The following is a 22786-nucleotide window of genomic DNA, read 5'->3' as shown; positions in this document are numbered from 1 at the left end:
GATCACTAGGCGAAAGGCCCCCATGACAGTCACCGATGACTTCCGGGCAGCGAGGGACAGGCTCCTGGCCCTGCGCGAGGACTACGGCCAGGCACGGGATAAGTTCCAGTGGCCCCGCTTCGAGGAGTTCAACTTCGCCCTCGACTGGTTCGACCGGATTGCGGCTGACCCGGACAAGGGTTCCAACCCTGCCCTGGTGATCGTGGAGCAGGACGGCAGCGCCACGCGGCGCACCTTCGCGGAGCTTTCCATGCGGTCCGGCCAAGTGGCGAACTGGCTCCGCAGCCAGGGCGTGCGCCGCGGCGACCGGATGATCATCATGCTGGGCAACCAGGTGGAGCTGTGGGAACTCATGCTCGCCGGCATCAAGCTGGGCATCGTCATGATTCCCACCACCACCCTGATGGGCCCCGCCGACCTGACGGACCGGGTGGAGCGCGGCGAGGCGGGCTGGGCCGCCGTCGGACGTTCCAACATCGGCAAGTTTGCCGGTGTCCCCGGCAACTACACGCTGATTGAAATCGCCGACGGCGACGCTCCCCCCGCAACTCCAGCAGGCGCCAACGCGGGCGCCGCCCACTACGCGGAGGCAGCCGGCGCACCAACCGAGTTCACCCCCGACGCGCCCACCAAGGCGGACGAAACCCTGCTCCTCTACTTCACCTCCGGAACCACGTCCAAGGCCAAACTGGTGGAGCACACCCACACGTCCTACCCCGTGGGCCACCTGTCCACCATGTTCTGGATCGGGCTGGGCCCCGGCGACGTGCACCTGAACGTCGCGTCCCCCGGCTGGGCCAAGCACGCCTGGTCCAACGTGTTCACCCCCTGGATCGCCGAGGCCTGCGTCTTCATCTACAACTACAGCCGGTTCGATGCCAAGGCCCTCATGGAACAGATGGACCGCGAGAAGGTGACCAGTTTCTGCGCCCCGCCCACCGTGTGGCGCATGCTGATCCAGGCCGACCTCACCCTCCTGAAGAACCCGCCCAGCAAGGTGGTCTCCGCCGGGGAACCCCTCAACGCCGAGGTAATCGACCAGGTCCACCGCGCATGGGGCCAGACCATCCGCGACGGCTTCGGGCAGACCGAATCCACCGTGCAGATCGCCAACACTCCGGGCCAGCCGATCAAGATCGGCGCCATGGGCAAGCCCCTGCCGGGCTACGACGTGGTGCTGGTTGACCCCGCCACAGGAGAAGAAGCCGACGACGGCGAGCTCTGCCTCCGGCTCGACCCCCGACCTGTGGGACTGATGAAGGCCTACTACGGCGACCCGGAGAAAACCGCCGACGCCTTCCGCGACGGTTACTACCACACCGGCGACATGGCCAGCCGGGACGAGCGCGGCATCATCACCTATGTAGGCCGCGGTGACGACGTGTTCAAATCCTCCGACTACCGGCTGTCCCCGTTCGAGCTGGAAAGCGTGCTGATCGAGCACCCCGCCGTGGCGGAGGCCGCCGTGGTCCCCTCTCCCGACCCGCTCAAGCTGTCCGTGCCCAAAGCATTTGTGGTCCTGGCCGCCGGGCACCAGCCCGGCCCCGAACTCGCCGAGGACATCCTGCGCTACTGCCGCGATCATCTGGCCCCCTTCAAGCGCATCCGCCGGCTGGAATTCGCGGACCTGCCCAAGACCATCTCCGGCAAGATCCGGCGAGTGGAACTGCGGCACAACGAAGAGCTCCGGCACGGCGGCGGCCCGCTGCCCGAGGGCCTCGGGACCGAGTACTCGGAGGCGGATTTCCCCGGCCTGAAAAGCTAGGCTGAAGCAACCCACATGTCAGGAGGTGCCATGGGAAACCCGCTCCCGCGCGATCCCATTGCCGACGCCCAGCGCAACTGGGAACAGCACGGCTGGGGGGACGTCGCAGCGCCCATGGCCGCCATCACGGCAATCATGCGGACCCAGCAGATCCTGCTGGCACGGATCGAAGGCGTCCTCAAGCCCTTCGGCCTCACCTTCGCCCGCTATGAACTCCTGGCGCTCCTGAGTTTCGCCCGCAGCGGCGCGCTGCCCATGAACAAGGCGAGCGCGCTCCTGCAGGTGCATCCCACGTCGGTGACCAACGCCGTCGACCGCCTCCAGGACGCCGGGCTGGTGGTGCGGTCCCCGCACCCCACGGACGGCCGCACCACCCTGATCGAACTCACCGCCGAGGGACGAACCCTGGCCAAAAGTGCAACGGCGGCACTCAACACCGAGGTGTTCGGCCAGTCCGGTTTTGGCAACCAGGATGTGGACCAGCTGATCCGGATCCTGGGGAAATTCCGCCGGAACGCGGGCGACTTCGCCGACTGACCCCCGCGTTGCGTTGAAGAACCCGCAGCCGGCCCTAGACTTCGGAGGACTGGACCTGAAGCTGAGGAGAGCGCAATGATTCCGGAAATCAACATCTGGGCCGTATTGCTGGCCACCCTGTCCAGCATGGTGGTGGGATCTGTCTGGTACACGCCCAAGGTGTTCGGCAACTACTGGATGAAGGTCGCCAACGTGACGCCCAGCGGCGAGGCCAAGGACGCGGTCAAACCCATCCTGATCACGCTGGTGGTCAGCTTTGTCAGCGCCCTGGTACTGGCCGGATCAGCCGCCATCTCCCAGCATTTCTACGGCGGGAACTTCCTGGCCAACACGCTGATCACCGCTGTCATCCTCTGGGCCGGATTCACCGCCGCCCGCTTCATCACGCATGACGCCTTCGAAGGCCGCCCTGCCGGGCTGACCGTGCTGAACTGCGCCCACGAACTGGTCACCCTGGTGGTCATGGGCCTGATCATCGGGCTGTTCGGCATCAGCGCGGCCTAGCCGGGCCTACGGGCGTGAGGGTTTCGCCCGAAGGTGCATCCGTTCGCCTTGCCGGCCAAAGAGGCTGATGAATTCCACCGGCTGCTTCTCCGCGCGGCCGAACCAGTGCGGCGTCCGTGTATCAAATTCGGCGGCTTCCCCGGCAGGCAGCACGATGTCCGTGTCCCCGAGGACCAGCCGCAGTTTGCCGTTGAGCACGTAGATCCATTCGTAGCCCTCGTGGACCTGGGGCGTGGGCTCCTCGTGCGGGCCTGCATTCAGGATGAGCTTGTAGGCCTGCACCCCGCCGGGTTTCCGCGTCAGCGGAATGATGGTCATCCTCTTGCTGACGATGGGCCTCAGGTGAACTCGGGGGTCGCCCGTGGCGGGTGCCCCCACGAGCTCGTCCAGCGGCACCTGGTGCGCCTTGGCCAGCGGCAGCAGCAGTTCCAGGTTGGGCCGGCGCTGGCCGGACTCCAGCCGTGAAAGCGTGCTGACGGAAATCCCCGTGGCAGCAGCCAAGGCAGTCAGCGTGGTGTCGCGGCTCAGCCGCAGGGCGCGGAGCCTGGGGCCCACTGCAGCCAGGACGTCATCGAGTTCTTCCATGCCCCAAGTTTGCCACTTCAGCAAAGATGTTTGCCGCTATTCATGCCGCCGTCGACGATGGATTCGGAGGTAAGAAAAATGGACAAACAGAACAACACACCGGTGGACGTCGTCATTGTTGGCGGCGGCGCCGCGGGCCTGAATGCGGCCCAGATGCTGGGCCGGTCCCGCCGCTCCGTAGTGGTGGTGGACGGCGGCGAGCCCCGGAATGCGCCCGCCAAGGGAGTGCACGGATTCCTGTCGCGCGACGGCGTCAGCCCGGCCGAGCTGTACCGGATCGGCCGGGAGGAAGCAGAGTCCTACGGCGTACGGATCATCAGCGGCCAGGTTTCCGGGGCCGCGGGTTTCAGGGGCGCCTTCGCGGTGGAACTTGCGGATGGCTCCGCGGTGCGGGGACGGAGGCTCCTGATCGCCACGGGCCTGGTGGATGAGCTGCCGGACATTCCGGGGCTCCGCGAACGGTGGGGCAGGGATGTGCTGCATTGTCCCTACTGCCATGGCTGGGAAGTGCAGGACCAGCCCATCGGCATCCTGGGCACCGGGCCCTTCGCTGCCCATCAGGCGCTCCTCTTCCGCCAGTGGAGCGCCGACATCACGCTCTTCCTCAATAACGCAATGGAGCCCACGGAGCTCGAACTGCACCAGCTCGCCGCCCGCGGAATCACGGTGGTCCACGGTCCCGTGCGGGCCCTGCAGGTGGACAACGACAAGCTGGCCGGCGTGCTGTTGTCCGATGGCAGCCTGGTGCCGGTGGCCGCAGTGGCCACGGCGCCGCGCTTCATGGCGCGGGCTTCAGCCTTCGCGGACCTTGGACTCAAGGCAGTCCCGCATCCGATGGGGATGGGCGAATACCTCGAAACCGACGAGGACGGGGCAACCGGCGTCCCTGGGGTCTGGGCGGCAGGCAACGTCACCGACCTTCGCGCGCAGGTGTTGTCCTCGGCAGCTGCCGGCGCCTGGACCGGCGTGGTGATCAACGCGGACCTCATGGCCGAGGAGCTCGAGGACGCCGCCACGGCGTATCGTGGCAGTGTCACGGCGTAGCGCGGGCAGCCCCTGAGGGCACGCTGCCGGGACGGAAATGCCGGCAGCAAGGAGACATGGATGAAGTTTGACGAGTCGTTCTGGGATGAACGCTACCGCCAGCACGGCTCGGTCTGGAGCCGCAATCCGAACCCCACCCTGCTGGCCGAAGCCGCCGGCCTGCGCCCCGGCTCTGCCCTCGACGTGGGCAGCGGCGAGGGCGCCGATTCACTCTGGCTGGCACGCCAGGGCTGGCGGGTCACGGCGGTGGACATTTCCTCGGTGGCGCTGGCACGGGCCGCCGAGAGGGCGTCGCAGGATGCGGACGCTGCCGCCCGGATCACTTGGGCACACCACGACCTCACCAGCTCACCGCCCCCGGCAGGCACCTTCGACCTCGTCTCGGCCCAGTTCATGCACCTGCCCCTGGCCGAGCGGACCGAGCTGTACCACCGGCTCGCGGCGTCCGTTGCGCCTGGCGGGACCCTCCTGATCGTGGGCCACCACCCCTCCGACCTCGAGGCGGGAATCCACCGCCCCAGCGACCCCGGCCTGCTCTTCACCCCGGAGGAAATCGCCGCCGGGCTGGATCCGGACGAATGGGAAATCGACGTCTGCGAGGCCCGCCGGCGGTCCGTGACGGACGCGAACGGCGGCTCCTTCACCGTCACCGATTCAGTGCTGCGCGCCCACCGCCGGGCGCCGCGGCCGTAAGGCCGGCCCCATCCCGACCCTAGGGCCGGACCCCGGCCCGCCGGCTTCGCAACGTTTTGACCGCTAATACTTGACGGCGCCCTATGACGCAGGTTACAGTTTTTCCTGTCGGTTATACGAATAACTGATTCGTATAACCAGGCCCAAGGAGGTGCCCGTGCCGAAGCCCCGGCCATCGTCAGGTCCCACCATGCACGACGTCGCGGCAGCTGCCGGCGTTTCCCAGGCAACAGTCTCCCTGGTGCTGAACTCCGTCTCCGGCTCCCGATTCTCGGACGAAACCCGGAAACGTGTCATGGATGCCGTGCAGCAGCTTGACTACCGCACCAACGCCCATGCCAAGACCCTCCGGGACGGTATTGCGGGCATCATCGGCTTCCTGGGCGACGCCGTCGCGACCGCCCCTTTCGCAGGAAAGATCATCGAAGGAGCACAGGAGCGCGCCTGGGAGGATGGACTCCTCCTGCTCACCATGAACACGGGCGGCGACAAAGCCCTCGAGGCAGCCTCGCTGGACTCCATGCTCTCTTACAAGGTGGCCGGCGTGGTCTACGCAGGCATGTACCACCGGCGGCTCGACGTACCCGAGGCCCTCCAGGCAGTCCCCTCGGTGGTGCTGAACTCGCAGGACCGCAAGCTGAGAATTCCCAGCGTAGCACCGGACGAGGAGCTGGGCGGCTACACCGCCACCCGGCGCCTACTCGACGCCGGGCATGAGCGGGTGGCGATGATCAACATCGAAACGCTGGAGAGCGAACTCCCCGCCGCCGTCGGACGTTTCAACGGCTACACGAAAGCCATGACCGAAGCCGGACTGCCCGTCCGCCCGGAACTGGTGCGCTTCGGCAGCGGCAATGAACTGGACGGATTTACCCACACCATGGACCTGATGACGGGCGATAACCCGCCGTCGGCAATCTTCTGCGCGAATGACCGCACCGCGTGGGGCGCCTACCAGGCCGCCACGGAGCTGCACCTGTCGATTCCCCGCGATGTATCCATCATCGGCTTCGACAACCAGGAAACCCTGGCCCCGCACCTGCGGCCGGGTCTCACCACCCTTGAGTTGCCCTTCGTGGAAATGGGGCGCCGCGCGGTCGACCTCATCCTGCAGGGCGCCGAGCCGGACGGACGGGTCGAGTTCATGACCTGCCCCCTGATTGAACGGAACTCAGTGACACATCCAAAGGAGAAGCCATGAGCCGCACCTTGGCCCGATCCACGCCGGCACCGCCGCTGGCGCCAACACCCGGGCCCACAAACAGGAAGCCTCTTCCTCTGCGCCTAAAAAGGGCTGGCAGGGCCTGGCAGTTATACGTATTACTAGTCCCGGCGCTGATTTACATCGCCGTCTTCAAGTACTGGCCCATGTACGGGGTGCAGATCGCTTTCCGCAACTACAACCCAGTGGACGGTTTTACCGGGAGCCCGTGGGTCGGGCTGCAGCACTTCATCCGGTTCATCAGCTCCTACCAGTTCGGCCAGGTCGTGGGGAACACGCTCTGGATCGCCGTCCTGGGCCTGCTGGTGGCCTTCCCGATCCCGATCATCCTGGCCCTCCTGGTCAACCAGCTCCAGAGCGAGCGGTTCAAGAAGTTCACCCAGACGGTGCTGTACTCGCCGGCGTTCATATCTACGGTGGTGGTGGTGGGCATCATGTTCGTCCTGCTTTCCCCGCGTTCCGGGCTGGTGAACAATGCGATCCAGCTGGCGGGAGGTGAACCCGTTTTCTTCATGGGCTCCGCGGAGTGGTTCCGCCCCATCTACGTGATCTCCGATGTCTGGCAAAACGCCGGCTTCGCCATGATTGTCTACCTGGCGGCCCTGTCCGGCATTGACCCTGCATTGCACGACGCCGCCAAGGTGGACGGCGCCTCCAAACTGCAGCGCATCCGGCACATCGATCTGCCGGGCATCATGCCCGTGATCACTGTCCTGTTCATCCTGGCCATCGGCAACCTGCTCAACGTCGGCTTCGAAAAGGCACTGCTCATGCAGACAAACCTGAACCTGCCGACGTCGGAAATCATCCAGACGTACGTTTACCACGCAGGCCTGCAGCAGGCCCAGTTCAGCTATTCGGCCGCCATCGGCCTGTTCAATTCCATCCTCAACCTTGTGTTGCTGCTGACCTTCAACTGGGTAGCGCGCCGGGCCAACCAAGCAACCCTGTGGTGATGCCGCTATGACCCTGAACACCAAACCCGTGGCCGTTCCGGCCCCCGCAACCAGGCCCCGACCCGCTAAGCGCACGCAAACGTTCCGCGACAGGTGGGCAGACTCGGCCTTCAACATCGCCGCCGTCACCATCCTGTCGCTGTCCATCATCGCGGTGGTCTACCCGCTCTACTTCATCGTCATCGCGTCCATCAGCGATCCGAACGCCGTCTACGAAGGCAAAGTCTGGCTGTTCCCGTCCGGCGTGACCCTGGAGGGATACGAGCGGATCTTCGCGGACAGCCGGATCTGGAACGGCCTGGGCAACACCGTGATCTACACCCTGCTGGGCTCGGCGATCAGCGTGACCACCATCCTGTTCGGCGCCTACGCCCTGTCCCGCAAGGACATGCCGGGGCGGAAGATCCTGATGCTCCTGTTCGTGGTCACCATGTTCTTCGACGGCGGCCTCATCACCAAGTACCTGGTGGTCCGGGACCTCGGCATGCTGGACACGGTCTGGGCGGTTGTCCTGCCCGGCGCCGTGGGCGTGTGGAACCTGATCATCGCCCGGTCCTTCTTCGAAAACACCATCCCCGAAGAGCTCCGGGAAGCCGCCCAGATGGACGGCGCCAACGACTTCACGTTCTTCTTCAAGATGGTCCTCCCCCTGTCCAAACCGCTGATCATGCTCATGATCATGGTCCACGTGGTGGCGCACTGGAACTCGTTCTTCGACGCCCTCATCTTCCTGAACGATGACACGAAATACCCGCTGCAGCTGGTGCTCCGGAACATCCTGATCCAGTCGGACGTCTCCTCCGCCGGCACCACCGGCGGAGACATCGAGTCCTACGCCGCGGCGCAGAGAATCGGCGAACTGACCAAGTACGCCATGATCGTCGTCTCCAGCCTGCCCCTGATGATCGCGCTTCCGTTCATGCAGAAGCACTTCACCAAGGGCACCATGATCGGCGCCGTGAAGAGCTGACCCCCCGAAGACAAAAGCATTACCCGACGCCGGAACCCCCTTTCGCCGTCGCCACACCCCCCACCCAGAAAAGGAACGACCCATGGCTACCAGCCGCAAACTCGCCGTCCTTGGCGCCCTGATGGCAGGAACGATGCTGTTCACCGCCTGCTCGGGCAGCTCCAACGGTTCCGCCGCCATCAAAGACTCGTCCGCGGAGTTCGGCTTCCAGGAGACCGGCTTCCCGATCGTCAAGGACACGCTGACGCTCAAGTTCTCCGGAACCAAGTCCGCGCTCGCCCCCGATTACAACACCATGTCCCTGGTGCAGCAGTGGGAAAAGGACACCAACATCCACATCGACTGGGAGAACCTCCCGGAGACGGTGTTCAAGGAAAAGAAAAACCTCATCCTGGCCAGCGGCGACCTGCCCGACGCCTTCTTCAACAGCGGGCTCACCGACGCGGAAATCGCCACCTACTCGGCCAGCGGAACACTTATCCCCCTCGAAGACCTCATTCAGAAAAATGCCCCCAACCTGTCCAAGCTGCTCGCCGACCGGCCGGACATCAAAGCGGCCATCACCTCCTCCGACGGGCACATTTACTCCCTGCCCTCCGTCGAAGAGCTGGGACTCGTCCAGTTTCCCAACGAGATGGCCATCAACACCGCGTGGCTGAACAAGCTGGGCATCCCGATGCCCAAGACCGTGGACGAACTGCATGATGCCCTGCTCGCCTTCAAGACCAAGGACGCGTCAGGCACCGGTAAAACCATCCCGCTGAGCTTCATGCCCGGCTCCTGGTGCGGTGACATCGTTGACCTCATCGCCGCCTTGGGCGGAGTCCCGGACAACATGGACCACAGGATCGTCCAGGACGGCAAGGTCATCTACACCGCCACCCAGGACGGCTACAAAAAGGCCCTCCAGACCCTGCATACCTGGTATCAGGAAGGCCTGATCGATCCCGAATCGTTCTCCCAGGATGACAAGGCCTACCTGGCCAAGGGCAAGGCCAGCACCGAAAACCTGGGCTCCTTCGTCTGGTGGGAAGTCAAGGAAATGGTCGGCGCCGACCGCGCCGGCGACTACAAACTGCTCCCCGTACTTGAGGGCGTGGACGGCAAGCGGCTCGCCAGCCAGTCCAACAACCAGGAAATCGCCCGCGGCGCCTTCGCTGTGACCCGCGCCAACAAATACCCTGCCGCCACCATCCGCTGGGCAGACAACCTGTACGATCCCATCCAGTCCGCCCAGGCCAACTGGGGCCCCATCGGTGAAACCCTGCAGAAGGACCCCGCCACCGGGCTGCTGACGCAGATCCCCGCGGCCGCGGGAACCAGTGAAGGCGAACGCCGCCAGAAGGTTGCCCCGGGCGGCCCGAAGGCCAACACCGCGGAGAACTTCGAGAAGGTCGTGGCACCCGAGCCGCGCGCGGCCGAGCGGCAGAAGACCGTCGAGGAGAACTACAAGCCTTTCGCAGCCAACGACGGTTACCCCCCGGTGGCACTGTCCAACGAGGAAGTCCAGCAGATCAGCACCATCGAGACGGACGTGGCCGCTATCGTCAAGCAGACCACGGCGAAATGGATCGTCTCCGGCGGCATCGAGGCGGAGTGGGACGGATACGTCTCGCAGCTGAAGAACATCGGCCTGGACAAGATGGTGGACGTCTACCAGCAGGCCTACGACAGGTACCAGAAGAACTCCTGACCTTCCCGCATCCCAGCCGCCGGGCACGGACTTCCGTGCCCGGCGGCTCCATCAGCCTGCCCGGGCCCCCACACTTCCCGCGGCAGCTCCACGAAACGAGACCCTGACCCATGAACACCGCCACGCCCACCCTTGGGGCCTACCGGCCGGCGATGCACTACGCCTGCAAGGACACCTGGCTCAACGACCCCAACGGCCTGGTCTTCCACGATGGCATTTACCACCTGTACTACCAGAACAACCCGTTCGGGAACGTCCACAGCAACATGTCCTGGGGCCACGCCACATCCACGGACCTGGTGAATTGGGACGAACAGCCGGTGGCCATCCCGTGCGACGAAACAGAGGAAATCTTCTCCGGCAGCATCGTGGTGGACCAGGACAACACCGCCGGCTTCGGCCTGTCCGGAACAACCCCGCTGGTTGCCATCTACACCAGCGCCTACAAGGCCGGTTCAGCACATGAGGGCATGCAGGCCCAGTCCATCGCGTGGAGCACCGACGGCGGATACACCTGGACCAAGTACTCTGGCAACCCGGTCCTCACCAGGAACTCGCCGGAATTCCGCGACCCCAAGGTCTTCCGCTACGACGGCCCCGCCGGAAGCTACTGGGTGATGGCCGCTGTCGAAGCCCACGACTACGCGGTGCTGCTCTACCGCTCCGACAACCTTAAGAACTGGGAATACCTCAGCACCTTCGGCCCGGCCAACGGCACCGGCGGCATCTGGGAGTGCCCGGACCTATTTGAACTGCCCGTGGACGGAGATGCAGGGAACACCAGGTGGGTCCTGACCGTGAACATGAACCCCGGCGGACCCAACGGAGGATCAGCAGGGCAGTACTTCGTGGGAGAGTTCGACGGCGTGACGTTCACCTCCGAAACGACCGTCACGGAGGGCATGCAGGACCCGGAGCGCGTGGGTGACTACCACTGGCTCGATTGGGGCCGGGACTACTACGCGGCTGTGTCCTTCAGCAATGTCCCCGGCGGTCGTCGGCTAATGATCGGCTGGATGAACAACTGGCAGTATGCCAACCACATCCCCACTTCACCCTGGCGCAGCCCCATGAGCCTGGTACGCGAAGTGTCCCTCGCCTCGATTCACGGTGAACCCCGGCTCATCCAGCAGCCAGCACCGGAATGCACTGCAGGTTCCGTTCCCGGACCGGCCCGGAGCCTGCCCTTGAACGGCATGGTGGCGGTCGACGGCGGCACTCCGGTACAGCTGATCGAGGCCACCTTTAGGGCGGGGACAGCCAGCGAGTTCGGCCTGGTGGTCCGGGGAGCCGGGAACGGTTCATCGGGGACCCGGATCAGCATCCGCCCCGGCAGCGGACAACTCATGCTGGACCGAACCAACTCCGGCGACACTGGCTTCCACGAGGCCTTCCCGTCCATCAGCACAGCACCGCTGCCGGCACGGGACGGGACCTACTCCCTGCGGATTTTCGTGGACCACTGCTCCGTTGAGGTCTTCGCCCAGGGCGGACTCGTGACACTTACTGAACTGATATTCCCGGACCCTTCAGACACCGGCATCACAGTGTTCTCCACCGGGGGAACGGCGGAGGCTTCCCTGCAGCTCACGGACCTGGCCTGACAGTGCATCCAGAATGGTGCCGGATCCGCTAGCGGTGCTTGAATTCGGGCTGGCGCTTCTCCGAGAAGGCGGCCATGCCTTCTTTCTGGTCCTCGGTGGAGAAGACTGAGTGGAAGAGGCGCCGCTCGAAAAGCACGCCCTGCGCCAGGCCGGTTTCGAAGGCCGCGTTGACCGCTTCCTTGGCCACCATGGTTACCGGCTTGGACTTGGACGCGATCACCTCGGCGGCCTTGATGGCTTCCTCCACCACGTCGGCTGCGGGCACCACCCGGGACACCAGCCCGGCACGCTCAGCTTCCTCCGCGTCCATGAACCGCCCGGTAAGGATCAGGTCCATGGCCTTGGACTTGCCGACGGCGCGGGTGAGCCGCTGCGAGCCGCCCATGCCCGGCAGCACGCCCAGGTTGATCTCCGGCTGGCCGAACTTGGCGTTGTCCCCGGCGATGATGAAATCGCACATCATGGCCAGCTCGCAGCCGCCGCCCAGGGCAAAGCCTGACACAGCCGCCACCACCGGAATGCGCAGCCGGGTGAAATCCTCCCAGCCGCGGAACCAGTCCGCGGCGTACATGTCCATGTAGTCCTGCTCGGCCATCTCCTTGATGTCCGCGCCGGCAGCAAACGCCTTGCCGGACCCGGTGACCACCACGGCGCCCACTGCGGGATCAGCGTCCATGGCGGTGACGGCAGCAACAAGTTCATCCATGGTGGCTTTGTTCAGCGCGTTCAGCGCTTCGGGCCGGTTCAGCGTCACCAGCCCCACTCGTCCGCGCCGCTCCACCAGAATGTTCCCGTACTGTTCCGTCATGCCTGACTCCTCACGTGGTTCTGCTTCGAAAACTGCCGGCTTGCTAGTGGGCGGATTTGTCCCTGATGTCGGTGATGATGCCGGAGAAGTCCCGGCCCGCACCGCCCTCAGCCGCAAACGTATCGTAAATCTCCGATGCCAGCGGCCCCATCCGGGCGGCCACCCCGGTACTTTGCAGCGCGTTCAGCGCCAGCTTGAGGTCCTTCGCCATCAGCGCCCCGGCAAAGCCCGGCTGGTAGTCGCGGTTGGCCGGACTGGTGGGCACCGGCCCCGGAACGGGGCAGTTGGTGGTCAACGCCCAGCACTGCCCGGATGCCGCGGACGCAACGTCGAAGAGGGCCTGGTGCGTGAGCCCCAGCTTCTCGCCGAGCACGAACGCTTCACTCACCGCGATCATGGAGACGCCGAGAATGAGGTTGTTGCAGACCTTGGCGGCCTGGCCCGCGCCGTGGCCGCCGCAATGGACAACTCGCTTGCCCATCACTTCCAGCATCGGCTTCACTGCTTCGAAGTCCTCCGGCAGGGCTCCCACCATGAAGGTCAGGGTTCCGGCCTCGGCCCCCACCACGCCGCCGGAAACAGGAGCGTCCACCGCACGGTGTCCGGCGGCAACGGCGAGCGCGGACGCCTCCCGCGCCTCGTCCACGTTGATGGTGGAGCAGTCCAGGAACATGGTGCCCGGCGCGGCAGCCTCCAGCAGGCCTGGCTGGCCGGCCGACCCGCGGTAGGCATCCAGGACGTGCTGTCCGCTGGGAAACATGGTGAGCACCACGTCCGCCCCGGCAACGGCCTCGGCGGGCGACGCAACGGTGGGTACGCCGTGCTCCCGGGCCGCGTCCAGCGCCGCCGGCACCACGTCGAACCCGGCCACCGTGTACCCGGCCTTGACCAGGTTCACGGCCATGGGCCCGCCCATATGCCCCAGCCCCAGGAACGCTACGTGTTCCTTCTTCCCGGCTCCTGTGGTTTCAGGCATTGCTTCAGACATTGCGGGCCTCCTTTGCTTGCAGGTTGAGCTCCCGGTCCCCCAGCGGCTCGAAGAACCTCGCGACGTCGGCAGCGGAGACCTCGTGCAGGGCGGCCGGCTTCCACTGCGGGTTCCGGTCCTTGTCCACCACCTGCGCGCGGATCCCTTCGCGGAAGTCCGCGCCGGCCAGGAACCGCAGGCCAACGCGGTATTCCTCGGCAAGGACTTCCTCCAGGCTCAGCCCACGCGCGCGACGGAGCGATGCCAACGCCACTTTCACGGCAGTAGGCGACTTCGCCTCAATAGTGTCTGCCGCCTCACCGGCGGCTTCCCCGTCAAAGGTGCGGAGCCGGCGGAAGATGTCCTCGGCGTCATCACTCGCGTAGCAGGAGTCGATCCAGTCCCGTTGCCCGGCCAGCGCCGAAGCCGGCGGCTCCTCCGCAAAGCGTCCGACGGCGTCTTCCGCCGCTTCGGTCTCCAGCGCGGCCGCCAGCGCAGGAAGGTTTCCGGACGACACAAAGTGGTCCGCCAGGCCCAGGAACAAGGCGTCCGCACCGCTCAGGTGGGCGCCCGTCAGGGCCGCATGGGTGCCCGACTCCCCCGGCGAGCGGGACAGCAGCAGGGTGCCGCCGACGTCGGGCACAAATCCAATGGTTGTCTCCGGCATGCCGGTGCGGGTGCGCTCGGTGACCACACGGACGGACCCGTGGGCGGAGATCCCCACGCCGCCGCCCAGCACCAGGCCGTCCATGAAGGCCACATAGGGCTTGGAGTATCCGGCGATCAGCGCGTTCAACTGGTACTCGGTGCGCCAGAAGTCCGCCGTGGCCTCACCGCCCGCCAGCATGTCCTCGTAGATGGCCACGATGTCACCGCCGGCGCACAGCCCCCGCTCCCCGGCGCCGTGCACCAGAACGGTGGCCACGCCGTCGTCGTCCTCCCATGCCGTGAGCTGGTCAAGCATGGCGGCGGCCATGCCGGCGGTGAGCGCGTTGACGGCCCTGGGCCGGTTCAGCGTGATGACGCCGAGGTGGCCGCGCCGCTCAAACAGAACTTCGTCCGTGGGCGTTGCGGAACTTGCAGTGTTCGTACGTGGGGTAGGTCCTGCGGTCATCAGCTGCCTTCCGGCATCACGTAGCTGGCGCCTTGGCGGATGCCGGAGGGCCAGCGGGTGGTCACGGTCTTGGTCTTGGTGTAGAAACGGAACGCGTCGGCCCCGTGCTGGTTCAGGTCCCCGAAGCCGGAGGCCTTCCAGCCGCCGAACGTGTAATAAGCGATGGGTACCGGGATGGGCACGTTGATGCCCACCATACCCACCTGCACGCGGCTTGCGAAGTCACGGGCGGCGTCGCCGTCGCGGGTGAAGATGGCCACGCCGTTGCCGAACTCGTGCTCGCTGCAGAGCCGGAGCGCTTCGTCATAGTCCGCCGCGCGGAGGACGCTGAGGACCGGGCCGAAGATCTCTTCCTTGTAGATCTTCATGTCCTTGGTGACGTTGTCGAAGAGCGTGGGGCCAACCCAGAACCCGCCGTCGTAGCCGTCCACGGTCAGGCCGCGGCCGTCCGTCACCAGGGTGGCGCCTTCGTCCACACCGGACTGGATGTAGCCTTCGATCCGTTCCTTGGCGGACGCCGCCACCACCGGCCCGAAGTCCGAGTCCTTGTCCAAGCTGTGGCCCACCTTGAGGTGCTTGACCCGTTCTTCGAGCTTGGACACCAGGGCATCTGCCGTTTCCTTGCCCACCGGGACGGCCACGGAGATGGCCATGCACCGTTCGCCGGCTGACCCGTAACCTGCACCCATCAGCGCATCCACCGCCATGTCGAGGTCCGCGTCCGGCATGATCACCATGTGGTTCTTGGCGCCGCCGAAGCACTGTGCCCGTTTGCCGTGGGCGGCCGCCGTGGCGTAGATGTACTGGGCGATCGGGGTGGACCCCACGAAGCCGATGGCCTTGACACGCTCATCCTCGAGCAGCGCATCCACGGCTTCCTTGTCCCCGTTGACCACGTTGAACACCCCGTCCGGAACGCCCGCCTCGGTGAAGAGTTCGGCGAGGCGCAGCGGTACGGAGGGGTCACGCTCCGAGGGCTTGAGGATGAACGCGTTGCCTGCGGCCAGGGCCGGCCCGGACTTCCACAGCGGAATCATCGCGGGGAAGTTGAACGGCGTAATCCCCGCCACCACGCCGAGCGGCTGGCGCAGCGAATGCACATCAATGCCGGTCCCGGCATTGTCCGAGAACTCGCCCTTGAGCAGGTGCGGGGCGCCGGCGGCAAATTCCACCACCTCAATGCCGCGCTGGATGTCCCCCCTGGCGTCCGGGAGAGTCTTGCCGTGTTCGGAGGAGAGCAGCGCGGCAAGTTCGTCGATGTGCTCGTTCACCAGGTCCACGAACTTCAGCAGGATCCGGCCGCGGCGCTGCGGATTCATGGCGCCCCACTCAACCTGGGCCTTCTCCGCGCTGGCGATGGCATTGCGGACTTCCTCGGCGCTGGCCAGCGGCAGCCTGGCCTGGACCTGCCCGGTGCAGGGATCGTAGACGTCGCTGAAGCGCCCGGAGGTGCCGTCAACCCGTTGCCCGTCTATGTAATGGGAAAGCTCGCGAACCATGGCGGAATGCTCCTTTGCATGTGACCTACATCATCCTCGTTGCTGAATATACTCGGACTTCCTACTAAATTCCAGACTGCGGGCGGACACCCACAGGCGCCCCGCCGCCGTCGTGCGTTGGTGGCGTGCCGCCGCCGTCGTGCTTTGGGGGGTGCCGCCGTCGCGGGGCACTTTGACGTGGATTCCCGGCCGCAGAGCCCTAACCGGCGGCGTGTCCGTGCCGAAGTGCCCCAATTTGGCCGCAGCGGCGGCAAACGGCTGCGCTGGACAGATGCCGGGCGCCCAAGTTCGGTAAGTTAGGGACTGTGAAGATTGCTACCTGGAATGTGAACTCCCTCCGTGCCCGTGCCGACCGTGTGGAGGCGTGGCTTGAGCGCAGCGACTGCGACGTCCTGGCCATCCAGGAAACCAAGTGCAAGGACGACAACTTCCCCTGGGAACTCTTTGAGCGCATGGGCTACGAGGTGGCCCACTTCGGCGTCAGCCAGTGGAACGGCGTGGCCATCGTTTCCCGCGTCGGGCTGGAAGACGTGGAACGCTCCTTCCTGGACCAGCCCGTCTTCGGCAAGAACGGCAAGGACCCCGTGCAGGAAGCCCGCGCCATCGGCGCCACGTGCGGCGGCGTCCGGGTGTGGAGCCTCTATGTTCCCAACGGCCGGTCGCTCGACGACGAACACATGCCCTACAAGCTCAGCTGGCTGGACATGCTGAAAACCCACGCGCAGGCCTGGGTCACCGAAAATCCCGAAGCGCAGATTGCCCTGATGGGCGACTGGAACATCGCCCCGCAGGATGACGACGTCTGGGACATCGACTTTTTCCGCGCCAACGCCATGACCCACGTCAGCGAGCCCGAACGTGCCGCCTTCCACGCCTTCGAAGCCGCCGGATTCCAGGACGTGGTCCGCCCGCACACTCCAGGCCCGGGCGTCTACACGTACTGGGACTACACCCAGCTCCGCTTCCCCAAGAAGGAAGGCATGCGGATCGACTTCGTCCTCGCCTCCCCCGCACTCGCTGCCCGCGTGACCGGCGCGTCCATTGACCGCGAGGAACGCAAGGGCAAGGGCGCTTCGGACCACGCACCGGTCATCGTGGAGCTGGCCGACTGATGGGGCCGCGATGACGGGCAACATTTACCGGGGCCAGGCAGGACTGCCCTTTTCCTCCGCGCTGCGGATCTACGAGCCGCTCTCTGCCTTCCCGGAAGAGCAGCGTGCCGCGCTGCGGGCGGCGGGCGCCCGGGCGGCGTCCCGTGCAGCCGTGGAAAACGCCGAACTCCAGGCCTCCCTCGGGCGGATCACCCGCCCGGGCGGCGATCCCTTCCCCACCGGGCGCACCGACCTGGTGCGCGTTATTCCGGCTCCCGCTGAACCGGAGCAGCCGCAGCAGCGAAAGGCGTCCGGCGCACCGGATACTGCCGCAGCGTCCGACGCCGGCGGGCCGGGTGACGCCATTGCCGGCGCCAACAGTGCGGATGCCGGAAGTGCGGACCAGGCACTGCTGTACTGCCCCAGCCAGCTGGTGCTGCGGGCAGGACTGGCCGCCAATGCCCTGATGGAAGGCATCCACGGCCCTCTCGCGGAACTGTTGATCCCGGAGGAGCAGCGGGACAAGCACCAGGAACGCATCGACCTGGTCAAAGCCCGCGAAGGCACCACTCGCGTGCACACCCGCGCCTCCACCTGGGGCATCCCTTTCAGCTGGTTTTCACTCTTCCAGGAATCCGATCCCCAGGACGTGGTGGAAGCGGACGGGCGGATCGTCACGGTCCGCGTGTGGGCACCCATCGGTGCGGCCCTGGAACGCGTCCGGTATGCCGTGGCCAACCTGGCCCTCGCCGCTCCGGACCTGGACATGCTGGACGACATGACCCAGCTGACCGAATGGCTGGAACTCTTCCACCCCGGTTCAGTGGTGGAACTTGATTATGGTGCCGTGGCGGACAAGGTCTATCCCGATGAGTCCCCGATGGATGTGCGCCTGGGTATCGAATGCCTGGCAGAGGGCGACATGACCGGAGCCGCGGCGGCCTACCGCAGGCTGGCTTCGCGGTGGATCCCCATCAGGCAGTTGGCGCGCGCGTCCTAAGCCGTGCGGCCTAGGAGTGCCCCGCGGACGGGGGCGGCGCCGTCGTCCGCCGGACGATCAACTGGTGCGGCGCCACCTCTGAATGGACGGCACCCGTAGCGCCGTCCAGCTCATCCAGCAGCATCTTGGTGCCGAGTTCGGCCTGCTCGTCAGGCCGCTGACGCACGGTGGTCAGCCCCATGGCGTCCGAGAAATCATGGTCGTCGATCCCGATGACGGACAGGTCCTCGGGTATGCGGACGCCCGTCTTGTTGGCTTCGAAGATCACGCCCATGGCCATCTCGTCCGAGGCGCAGAAGATCGCGGTGGGCTTCGGCCCGGGCCGGGACCACATCCTGGTGAAGGCCTCCTGCCCGCTGCGGACGGTGAAATCTCCCCACTCGTCCCATTCCGGGCGTACAGTCAGCCCGGATCCCGCCATGACATCCTGGAACGCCTTGATGCGGACGCGGGGAACATCGAAGTTTAGGTCGGTTTCGTCGTCGCCGTGCAGCAGGGCAATGTCCTTGTGGCCCAGGCTGATCAGGTGCCGGACGGCAGTGGACGCTGCCGCGTAGTCGTCAATCCCGATGTAGGGGCACTCCTCCACGTGGCCGCCAACCACCACCAGTGGGATGTCGATTTTTTGCAGATGCTCGAGTTCCTCATGGGTCAGTGCCATACAAAGCACCAGCAGGGCATCAATCTGCTTGTAGACCATGGTCTTGCTGAAGAGCCGCTCACGGTTACTGCCGTGGCCGCCCAAATTGAACAAGGAGAGGTTGTACTGGCGGGCGTGCAGTTCCCGGTCCGCGCCTTCAATGGCTTTGGAGAAGAACCAGCGGCTGACGAACGGGGCCAGCACTCCGATGGTTTTGGTCCGGCCGGTGGCCAGGCCCGACGCGGATGACGATGCCACATAGCCCAGCGCACCGGCCACCTCGAGAATCTTTTCCCGGGTGGCCGGTGAAACCCTGGGCAGTCCGCGGACTGCGCGCGAAACTGTGGCGGTGGAAACCCCGGCTGCCGCTGCGACGTCCTCAATACTGACGCCGGAGTGGCCGCCCCGTTGAGCCCTGTCTGTTGTGCGTGCCACGGTTTCCCCTTGCTAGCTGTTCGCAGATTCTTGCTTACCTGTGCTTGCCTGCGGCAACAAACCAGTCTATTCTGCCCAGCCTTGCTCTTCTGCCCCGCTTTGAGCCCTTGACCGGCTCCTATTTTTTACGCGTAGCGGTCCTTGCGGGCAGGCGGCGACGAAGCCGCACCATCCCGTACAGCGCCAATAGTGTGGCCAGCAGTCCCAGCGCCCAGCCGAGGGCCGGCTGGGCGGTCACCTCCATCCAGACGGTGACCACCAGCAGGACAACGGCCCAGAACCCGAGGAATCCGATGATGATGTCGAAGTCCTCGCCGGAGCGGGCCCGCCGGTGTTCGCTGCGGACCCGTCCGTGGTTCTGTTCTCCGCGCACGGCCGAACCTGTCACTTGACGGCACCGGCGGTGAGGCCGGCAACAATCTTGCGCTGGAAGACCAGGACCAGGATCACCAAGGGAATGGTGACGATGGTTCCGGCGGCCATGATGGCCGTGTACGGGATCTGGTTCGGTTGTGCGCCAGCGAAGCTTGCGATGGCAACCGTTACCGGCTGCGTAGCGTCGCTGGACAGCTGGCTGGCGATCAGGAACTCATTCCAGGAGGAGATGAACGCCAGGATGGCCGTAGTAAAGATGGCCGGTGCCGCCAGCGGCATGATGACCTTCCGGAACGCCTGCCCCTGGGTGCAGCCGTCCACGCGGGCCGATTCCTCCAGCTCCCACGGCATTTCGCGGAAGAAGGACGTCATGGTGTAGACGGTCAGCGGCAGCACGAACGAAATGTTCGGGATGATCAGCGCCTGGTAGGTGCCCATCCAGCCGATATTGGTGAAGAGCTGGAACAGCGGGGTGATGAGGGCAACGCCCGGGAACATTGATGCGCCCAGGATGAAGCCCAGCACCAGGTACTTGAACCGGAAGTTCAGGCGTGCCAGGGCGTAAGCGGCGAACACGCCGATCACAAGCGAAATGACTGTCACCGTGACGCCGATGAAAATGCTGTTCAGCAGTGCCTGCCCGAACCTGTTGCCAAACGAGGTGTCGAACGCGGTGATGAAGTTGTCCAGTGTCACGTGGGTGGGCAGCAACGAGGTGTCGTAGGTGAAGCCCACTTCCCTGAACGCCGTCACCACCATCCAGTACGCGGGCGCCAGGCACCAGATCAGGATCACGGCGGCACTGATGTAGGTGCGCGCCTGCGCCCACTTTTCCCGGTTCTGGGAAGCCCTGCGGCCCCGGTCCTGTTCTGCCCTGAGGGCAGTGGGAGCTGTCCCGGTGCTCATTTCTTCCCCTTACCCGTAGCGCCGCTTTGTTCCACGACATTCGCACCCAGGAAGCGGACGAAAATGAAGGCGACGATGAAGATGATGATGAACGTGATGGTGGATAGCGCCGCCGCCGCGTTGAACCCTTGCCTGATCTGGTTGATCACCAGGATGGACAGCGTGGTGGTGTTGTTCGCGCCGCCCGTCAGGATGTAAGGGAGGTCGAACATACGCAGGGCGTCCAGGGTACGGAACAGCACGGCCACCATCAGCGCCGGCTTGACCAGCGGAAGCGTGATCAGGCGGAACCGCTGCCAGGCAGTGGCACCGTCCACCTTGGCTGCTTCGTAGACCTCGGCCGGGATCATCTGCAGGCCGGCGAGGATCAGAAGCGCCATGAACGGCGTGGTTTTCCAGGTATCCGCGATGATCACTGCCCACTTTGCGGGCCATTCGCTGCCGGTCCAGAGGATACTGGCGTTGAACATCTTGTTGGCGATGCCCTCGAAGGCGAAGATAAACAGCCACAGCTGGGCGGTGACGGCCGTAGGAATCGCCCACGGAACGAGGACGGCTGCCCGGACGAGGCTGCGGCCCTTGAACGTGCGGGCCATGATCATTGCCATCCAGAAACCGAGAATGGTCTCGAACGTCACCGTGATGACAGTAAAGAGGAACGTGGTGGCCGTTGCGGACCAGAACTGGGCACCAAGGGTTCCGGGCGGGCAGGCAACCGTGCCGCCGCCGGGAGCCGCACACTGCTGCGCGATCCAGTTGACGTAGTTCTGGACACCTGCGGGGCCGCCGGCTGTGAAAAGCCCGGTGACGGGATCCAGCCCGGCATCCTTCTGGAAGGACATCACGATTGCGCTGATGATCGGGTAAACGATCACCACCGCGAGGGCAATGATGGTGGGGGCAAGGAGCCAGGAAGCCCATTTGCCCTGGCTCAGGATCTTGTTGTCCTCCCCGACGCCCTTAGGGCCGTGGTGGACCGGGGTACCGCCCGACGCCGGCTTGACCGGCGTCGGGCCCAATTCGGTTGCCATGGTTGGCTACGATCCCGCACCGGCGGTTTCGATGGACTTCTGCATGTCAGACAGAGCCTGTTCCACCGACTTTTCGCCCTTGAGCGCAGCGTACGAGTTTTCCTGGATGGCCTGGGTGACAGCCGGGTAGAACGGCGTGACCGGACGCGGCACGGCATTCTCGATGGAGGTCTTCAGTACCGGCAGGTACGGCAGCTTGGCAACGAGTTCCTGGTCCTCGTAGAGCGCACCGATCACGGGGGCCAGCGAGCCCTGGGTGGCGAAGAACTTCTGCTGCTCTTCTTCGACCAGGAACTTCACGAAGTCAAGGGCCGTTGCCTTGTTCTTGGAGTACACGCTGATAGCTGCGCTGTGGCCGCCCAGTGACGACGCGCCGGGGCCGTCCTTGCCCGGGAGGGCCGTCATGCCGAGAACGTCCTTGACCTTTGAGGATCCTTCAGTGGTGGCAAGGTTGTAGACGTACGGCCAGTTGCGGTGGAACAGGAGGTTGCCGTCCTGGAAAGCACGGCGGCTTTCTTCTTCCTGGTAAGTGATGGCTTCCTTCGGGATGTTCCCGTCAGCGAACGCCTTCACCAGGTTCTCCAGGCCTTCCTTGGCCTCGGGGGTGTTCAGGCTGGGCTTGCCGTCCTTGTCCAGCACGGAACCGCCGAAGGAGTTGATTGCCTCGGAGGCGTTGACCGTGAGGCCTTCGTACTGCTTGTACTGGCCGGAGTAGCAGCCAATGTTGTTTTCCTTGGCGATGGAGCACATCTCCATCATTTCTTCCCACGTCTTGGGCGGGGTGGGAACGAGGTCCTTGCGGTAGTACAGGATGCCGCCGTCGGAAGACACCGGCGCTGCGTAGAGAGTGCCCTTGTAGGAGCCGGCTGCAACGGTGGGCTCCAGCATGCCCGCCGTATCTACCTTCATCTTGTCCTTGAGCGGCTGCAGCCAGCCCTTGGCGGCGAATTCCGCGGTCCACACAACGTCGACGCTCGCGACGTCGTAGTTGGGGTTCTTGGCCTGGTAGTTCTGGACCAGGTCATCGTGCTGCTGGTCTGCCTGGTCGGTCTGTTCCTTGAACGTGACCTTTTCGTCCGGGTGGGCGGCGTTCCACTTTTCCACGAGCGGGCGGACGACGTTGCTGTTGTCCTTGCCCTGGACGTAGGTGATGGGGCCGCGGCCGTCGAGGCCTTGTTCAGCGTCGCCGCCGCCGGCCGTGGTGCCGCCACCGCCTCCGCCGGCGCAGGCGGAAAGGGTTAACGCCAGGACACCGGCGGTGGCTACCGGCAGTAAGAACTTAGGGGTTTTCATAGGAAGAGACTCCTCGCTGAGTGTCGAGCAAAATTCGGCGGTGCGGTTGAAGTG

At 65.2% G+C, this 22786-nt stretch carries 22 protein-coding genes; 12 read left to right on the top strand and 10 right to left on the bottom strand.

The genetic code is table 11. The features are described 5' to 3' along the window. The first annotated feature begins 22 nt into the window (after positions 1-22). From Q8Z05_RS10270 to Q8Z05_RS10260, 3 genes are all read left to right on the top strand, one after another. Positions 23-1765 (top strand): AMP-binding protein, encoded by a 1743-nt coding sequence (locus Q8Z05_RS10270; protein ID WP_305943351.1) that lies wholly within the window; start codon positions 23-25, stop codon positions 1763-1765. A gap of 30 nt (positions 1766-1795) precedes the next feature. Then, the gene (locus Q8Z05_RS10265) at positions 1796-2302 is read left to right on the top strand and encodes a MarR family winged helix-turn-helix transcriptional regulator (RefSeq protein ID WP_305943350.1); all 507 of its coding nucleotides are present in this window, start codon (positions 1796-1798) and stop codon (positions 2300-2302) included. 75 nt (positions 2303-2377) lie between these two features. Continuing rightward, complete coding sequence (locus Q8Z05_RS10260) at positions 2378-2806, top strand: DUF1761 domain-containing protein (protein WP_305943349.1); 429 nt, start codon at positions 2378-2380, stop codon at positions 2804-2806. A gap of 6 nt (positions 2807-2812) precedes the next feature. Here the strand turns inward: Q8Z05_RS10260 and Q8Z05_RS10255 are convergent, their stop codons facing one another. Beyond that, positions 2813-3391: a helix-turn-helix domain-containing protein gene (locus Q8Z05_RS10255; protein WP_305943348.1), complete on the bottom strand. Its 579-nt coding sequence runs from the start codon at positions 3389-3391 to the stop codon at positions 2813-2815. Between the two features lie 78 nt (positions 3392-3469). On the opposite strand from Q8Z05_RS10255, the gene Q8Z05_RS10250 reads away from it, so the two are divergent. From Q8Z05_RS10250 to Q8Z05_RS10220, 7 genes are all read left to right on the top strand, one after another. Next, positions 3470-4435: an NAD(P)/FAD-dependent oxidoreductase gene (locus Q8Z05_RS10250; RefSeq protein ID WP_305943347.1), complete on the top strand. Its 966-nt coding sequence runs from the start codon at positions 3470-3472 to the stop codon at positions 4433-4435. 60 nt (positions 4436-4495) lie between these two features. Then, entirely contained in the window at positions 4496-5128 is a 633-nt protein-coding gene (locus Q8Z05_RS10245; RefSeq protein ID WP_305943346.1) for an SAM-dependent methyltransferase, read from the top strand. 157 nt (positions 5129-5285) lie between these two features. Beyond that, positions 5286-6329: a LacI family DNA-binding transcriptional regulator gene (locus Q8Z05_RS10240; protein ID WP_305943345.1), complete on the top strand. Its 1044-nt coding sequence runs from the start codon at positions 5286-5288 to the stop codon at positions 6327-6329. A 167-nt stretch (positions 6330-6496) separates the two neighbouring features. Then, positions 6497-7306 (top strand): ABC transporter permease, encoded by an 810-nt coding sequence (locus Q8Z05_RS10235; RefSeq protein ID WP_305943344.1) that lies wholly within the window; start codon positions 6497-6499, stop codon positions 7304-7306. 7 nt (positions 7307-7313) lie between these two features. After that, positions 7314-8276 carry a carbohydrate ABC transporter permease gene (locus Q8Z05_RS10230; protein WP_305943343.1) on the top strand — a complete coding sequence of 321 codons (963 nt, stop codon included), beginning with the start codon at positions 7314-7316 and terminating at the stop codon, positions 8274-8276. Positions 8277-8358: 82 nt separating this feature from the next. Continuing rightward, entirely contained in the window at positions 8359-9969 is a 1611-nt protein-coding gene (locus Q8Z05_RS10225; protein ID WP_305943342.1) for an ABC transporter substrate-binding protein, read from the top strand. A 110-nt stretch (positions 9970-10079) separates the two neighbouring features. After that, positions 10080-11573 (top strand): glycoside hydrolase family 32 protein, encoded by a 1494-nt coding sequence (locus Q8Z05_RS10220; RefSeq protein WP_305943341.1) that lies wholly within the window; start codon positions 10080-10082, stop codon positions 11571-11573. A gap of 28 nt (positions 11574-11601) precedes the next feature. On the opposite strand, the gene Q8Z05_RS10215 is transcribed toward Q8Z05_RS10220, so the two are convergent. Genes Q8Z05_RS10215 through Q8Z05_RS10200 form a run of 4 tightly spaced genes read right to left on the bottom strand, consistent with a single transcriptional unit; the run spans position 11602 to position 15961 of the window. Next, the gene (locus Q8Z05_RS10215) at positions 11602-12381 is read right to left on the bottom strand and encodes an enoyl-CoA hydratase (protein ID WP_305943340.1); all 780 of its coding nucleotides are present in this window, start codon (positions 12379-12381) and stop codon (positions 11602-11604) included. 43 nt (positions 12382-12424) lie between these two features. Beyond that, entirely contained in the window at positions 12425-13369 is a 945-nt protein-coding gene (mmsB, locus tag Q8Z05_RS10210; protein WP_305943339.1) for a 3-hydroxyisobutyrate dehydrogenase, read from the bottom strand. Further along, the gene (locus Q8Z05_RS10205; RefSeq protein WP_305943338.1) at positions 13362-14462 is read right to left on the bottom strand and encodes an enoyl-CoA hydratase/isomerase family protein; all 1101 of its coding nucleotides are present in this window, start codon (positions 14460-14462) and stop codon (positions 13362-13364) included. The genes mmsB and Q8Z05_RS10205 overlap by 8 nt, the downstream gene beginning before the upstream one ends. Next, positions 14462-15961, bottom strand: coding sequence for a CoA-acylating methylmalonate-semialdehyde dehydrogenase (locus Q8Z05_RS10200; RefSeq protein WP_305943337.1), 1500 nt, complete (start codon positions 15959-15961; stop codon positions 14462-14464). Before Q8Z05_RS10200 ends, Q8Z05_RS10205 begins: the two co-directional genes overlap by 1 nt. A gap of 305 nt (positions 15962-16266) precedes the next feature. On the opposite strand from Q8Z05_RS10200, the gene Q8Z05_RS10195 reads away from it, so the two are divergent. Together Q8Z05_RS10195 and Q8Z05_RS10190 are read left to right on the top strand one after the other, a co-directional pair. After that, on the top strand, positions 16267-17073 hold the full coding sequence (locus Q8Z05_RS10195; protein ID WP_305943336.1) for an exodeoxyribonuclease III: 807 nt from the start codon (positions 16267-16269) through the stop codon (positions 17071-17073). Positions 17074-17083: 10 nt separating this feature from the next. Next, the gene (locus Q8Z05_RS10190) at positions 17084-18052 is read left to right on the top strand and encodes a hypothetical protein (protein ID WP_305943335.1); all 969 of its coding nucleotides are present in this window, start codon (positions 17084-17086) and stop codon (positions 18050-18052) included. A 10-nt stretch (positions 18053-18062) separates the two neighbouring features. Here Q8Z05_RS10190 and Q8Z05_RS10185 read toward each other — a convergent pair whose 3' ends face one another. The 5 genes from Q8Z05_RS10185 to Q8Z05_RS10165 form a co-directional block, all read right to left on the bottom strand. After that, positions 18063-19127 (bottom strand): LacI family DNA-binding transcriptional regulator, encoded by a 1065-nt coding sequence (locus tag Q8Z05_RS10185; protein WP_305943334.1) that lies wholly within the window; start codon positions 19125-19127, stop codon positions 18063-18065. A gap of 118 nt (positions 19128-19245) precedes the next feature. After that, complete coding sequence (locus Q8Z05_RS10180) at positions 19246-19500, bottom strand: hypothetical protein (RefSeq protein WP_305943333.1); 255 nt, start codon at positions 19498-19500, stop codon at positions 19246-19248. Between the two features lie 11 nt (positions 19501-19511). After that, positions 19512-20408 carry a carbohydrate ABC transporter permease gene (locus Q8Z05_RS10175; RefSeq protein ID WP_305943332.1) on the bottom strand — a complete coding sequence of 299 codons (897 nt, stop codon included), beginning with the start codon at positions 20406-20408 and terminating at the stop codon, positions 19512-19514. Beyond that, the gene (locus tag Q8Z05_RS10170; protein ID WP_305943331.1) at positions 20405-21439 is read right to left on the bottom strand and encodes a carbohydrate ABC transporter permease; all 1035 of its coding nucleotides are present in this window, start codon (positions 21437-21439) and stop codon (positions 20405-20407) included. The genes Q8Z05_RS10175 and Q8Z05_RS10170 overlap by 4 nt, the downstream gene beginning before the upstream one ends. A 6-nt stretch (positions 21440-21445) precedes the next feature. Continuing rightward, on the bottom strand, positions 21446-22732 hold the full coding sequence (locus Q8Z05_RS10165; protein ID WP_305943330.1) for an ABC transporter substrate-binding protein: 1287 nt from the start codon (positions 22730-22732) through the stop codon (positions 21446-21448). Positions 22733-22786: the final 54 nt, after the last annotated feature.

The sequence above is a fragment of the Arthrobacter oryzae genome (genome assembly GCF_030718995.1).
GTDB lineage: Bacteria > Actinomycetota > Actinomycetes > Actinomycetales > Micrococcaceae > Arthrobacter > Arthrobacter oryzae_C.
The sequence above is the reverse complement of the archived record's forward strand: the minus strand, read 5'-3'. Positions and strand labels throughout refer to the sequence as shown.

What these genes read in the sequence shown, in the direction of transcription:
- Q8Z05_RS10270 (WP_305943351.1), top strand. Translation starts at nt 23, where the DNA reads ATGACAGTCACCGATGACTTCCGGGCAGCGAGGGACAGGCTCCTGGCC.
- Q8Z05_RS10265 (WP_305943350.1), top strand. Translation starts at nt 1,796, where the DNA reads ATGGGAAACCCGCTCCCGCGCGATCCCATTGCCGACGCCCAGCGCAAC.
- Q8Z05_RS10260 (WP_305943349.1), top strand. Translation starts at nt 2,378, where the DNA reads ATGATTCCGGAAATCAACATCTGGGCCGTATTGCTGGCCACCCTGTCC.
- Q8Z05_RS10255 (WP_305943348.1), bottom strand. Translation starts at nt 3,391, where the DNA reads ATGGAAGAACTCGATGACGTCCTGGCTGCAGTGGGCCCCAGGCTCCGC.
- Q8Z05_RS10250 (WP_305943347.1), top strand. Translation starts at nt 3,470, where the DNA reads ATGGACAAACAGAACAACACACCGGTGGACGTCGTCATTGTTGGCGGC.
- Q8Z05_RS10245 (WP_305943346.1), top strand. Translation starts at nt 4,496, where the DNA reads ATGAAGTTTGACGAGTCGTTCTGGGATGAACGCTACCGCCAGCACGGC.
- Q8Z05_RS10235 (WP_305943344.1), top strand. Translation starts at nt 6,497, where the DNA reads ATGTACGGGGTGCAGATCGCTTTCCGCAACTACAACCCAGTGGACGGT.
- Q8Z05_RS10230 (WP_305943343.1), top strand. Translation starts at nt 7,314, where the DNA reads ATGACCCTGAACACCAAACCCGTGGCCGTTCCGGCCCCCGCAACCAGG.
- Q8Z05_RS10225 (WP_305943342.1), top strand. Translation starts at nt 8,359, where the DNA reads ATGGCTACCAGCCGCAAACTCGCCGTCCTTGGCGCCCTGATGGCAGGA.
- Q8Z05_RS10220 (WP_305943341.1), top strand. Translation starts at nt 10,080, where the DNA reads ATGAACACCGCCACGCCCACCCTTGGGGCCTACCGGCCGGCGATGCAC.
- Q8Z05_RS10215 (WP_305943340.1), bottom strand. Translation starts at nt 12,381, where the DNA reads ATGACGGAACAGTACGGGAACATTCTGGTGGAGCGGCGCGGACGAGTG.
- mmsB (WP_305943339.1), bottom strand. Translation starts at nt 13,369, where the DNA reads ATGTCTGAAGCAATGCCTGAAACCACAGGAGCCGGGAAGAAGGAACAC.
- Q8Z05_RS10205 (WP_305943338.1), bottom strand. Translation starts at nt 14,462, where the DNA reads ATGACCGCAGGACCTACCCCACGTACGAACACTGCAAGTTCCGCAACG.
- Q8Z05_RS10200 (WP_305943337.1), bottom strand. Translation starts at nt 15,961, where the DNA reads ATGGTTCGCGAGCTTTCCCATTACATAGACGGGCAACGGGTTGACGGC.
- Q8Z05_RS10190 (WP_305943335.1), top strand. Translation starts at nt 17,084, where the DNA reads ATGACGGGCAACATTTACCGGGGCCAGGCAGGACTGCCCTTTTCCTCC.
- Q8Z05_RS10175 (WP_305943332.1), bottom strand. Translation starts at nt 20,408, where the DNA reads ATGAGCACCGGGACAGCTCCCACTGCCCTCAGGGCAGAACAGGACCGG.
- Q8Z05_RS10170 (WP_305943331.1), bottom strand. Translation starts at nt 21,439, where the DNA reads ATGGCAACCGAATTGGGCCCGACGCCGGTCAAGCCGGCGTCGGGCGGT.
- Q8Z05_RS10165 (WP_305943330.1), bottom strand. Translation starts at nt 22,732, where the DNA reads ATGAAAACCCCTAAGTTCTTACTGCCGGTAGCCACCGCCGGTGTCCTG.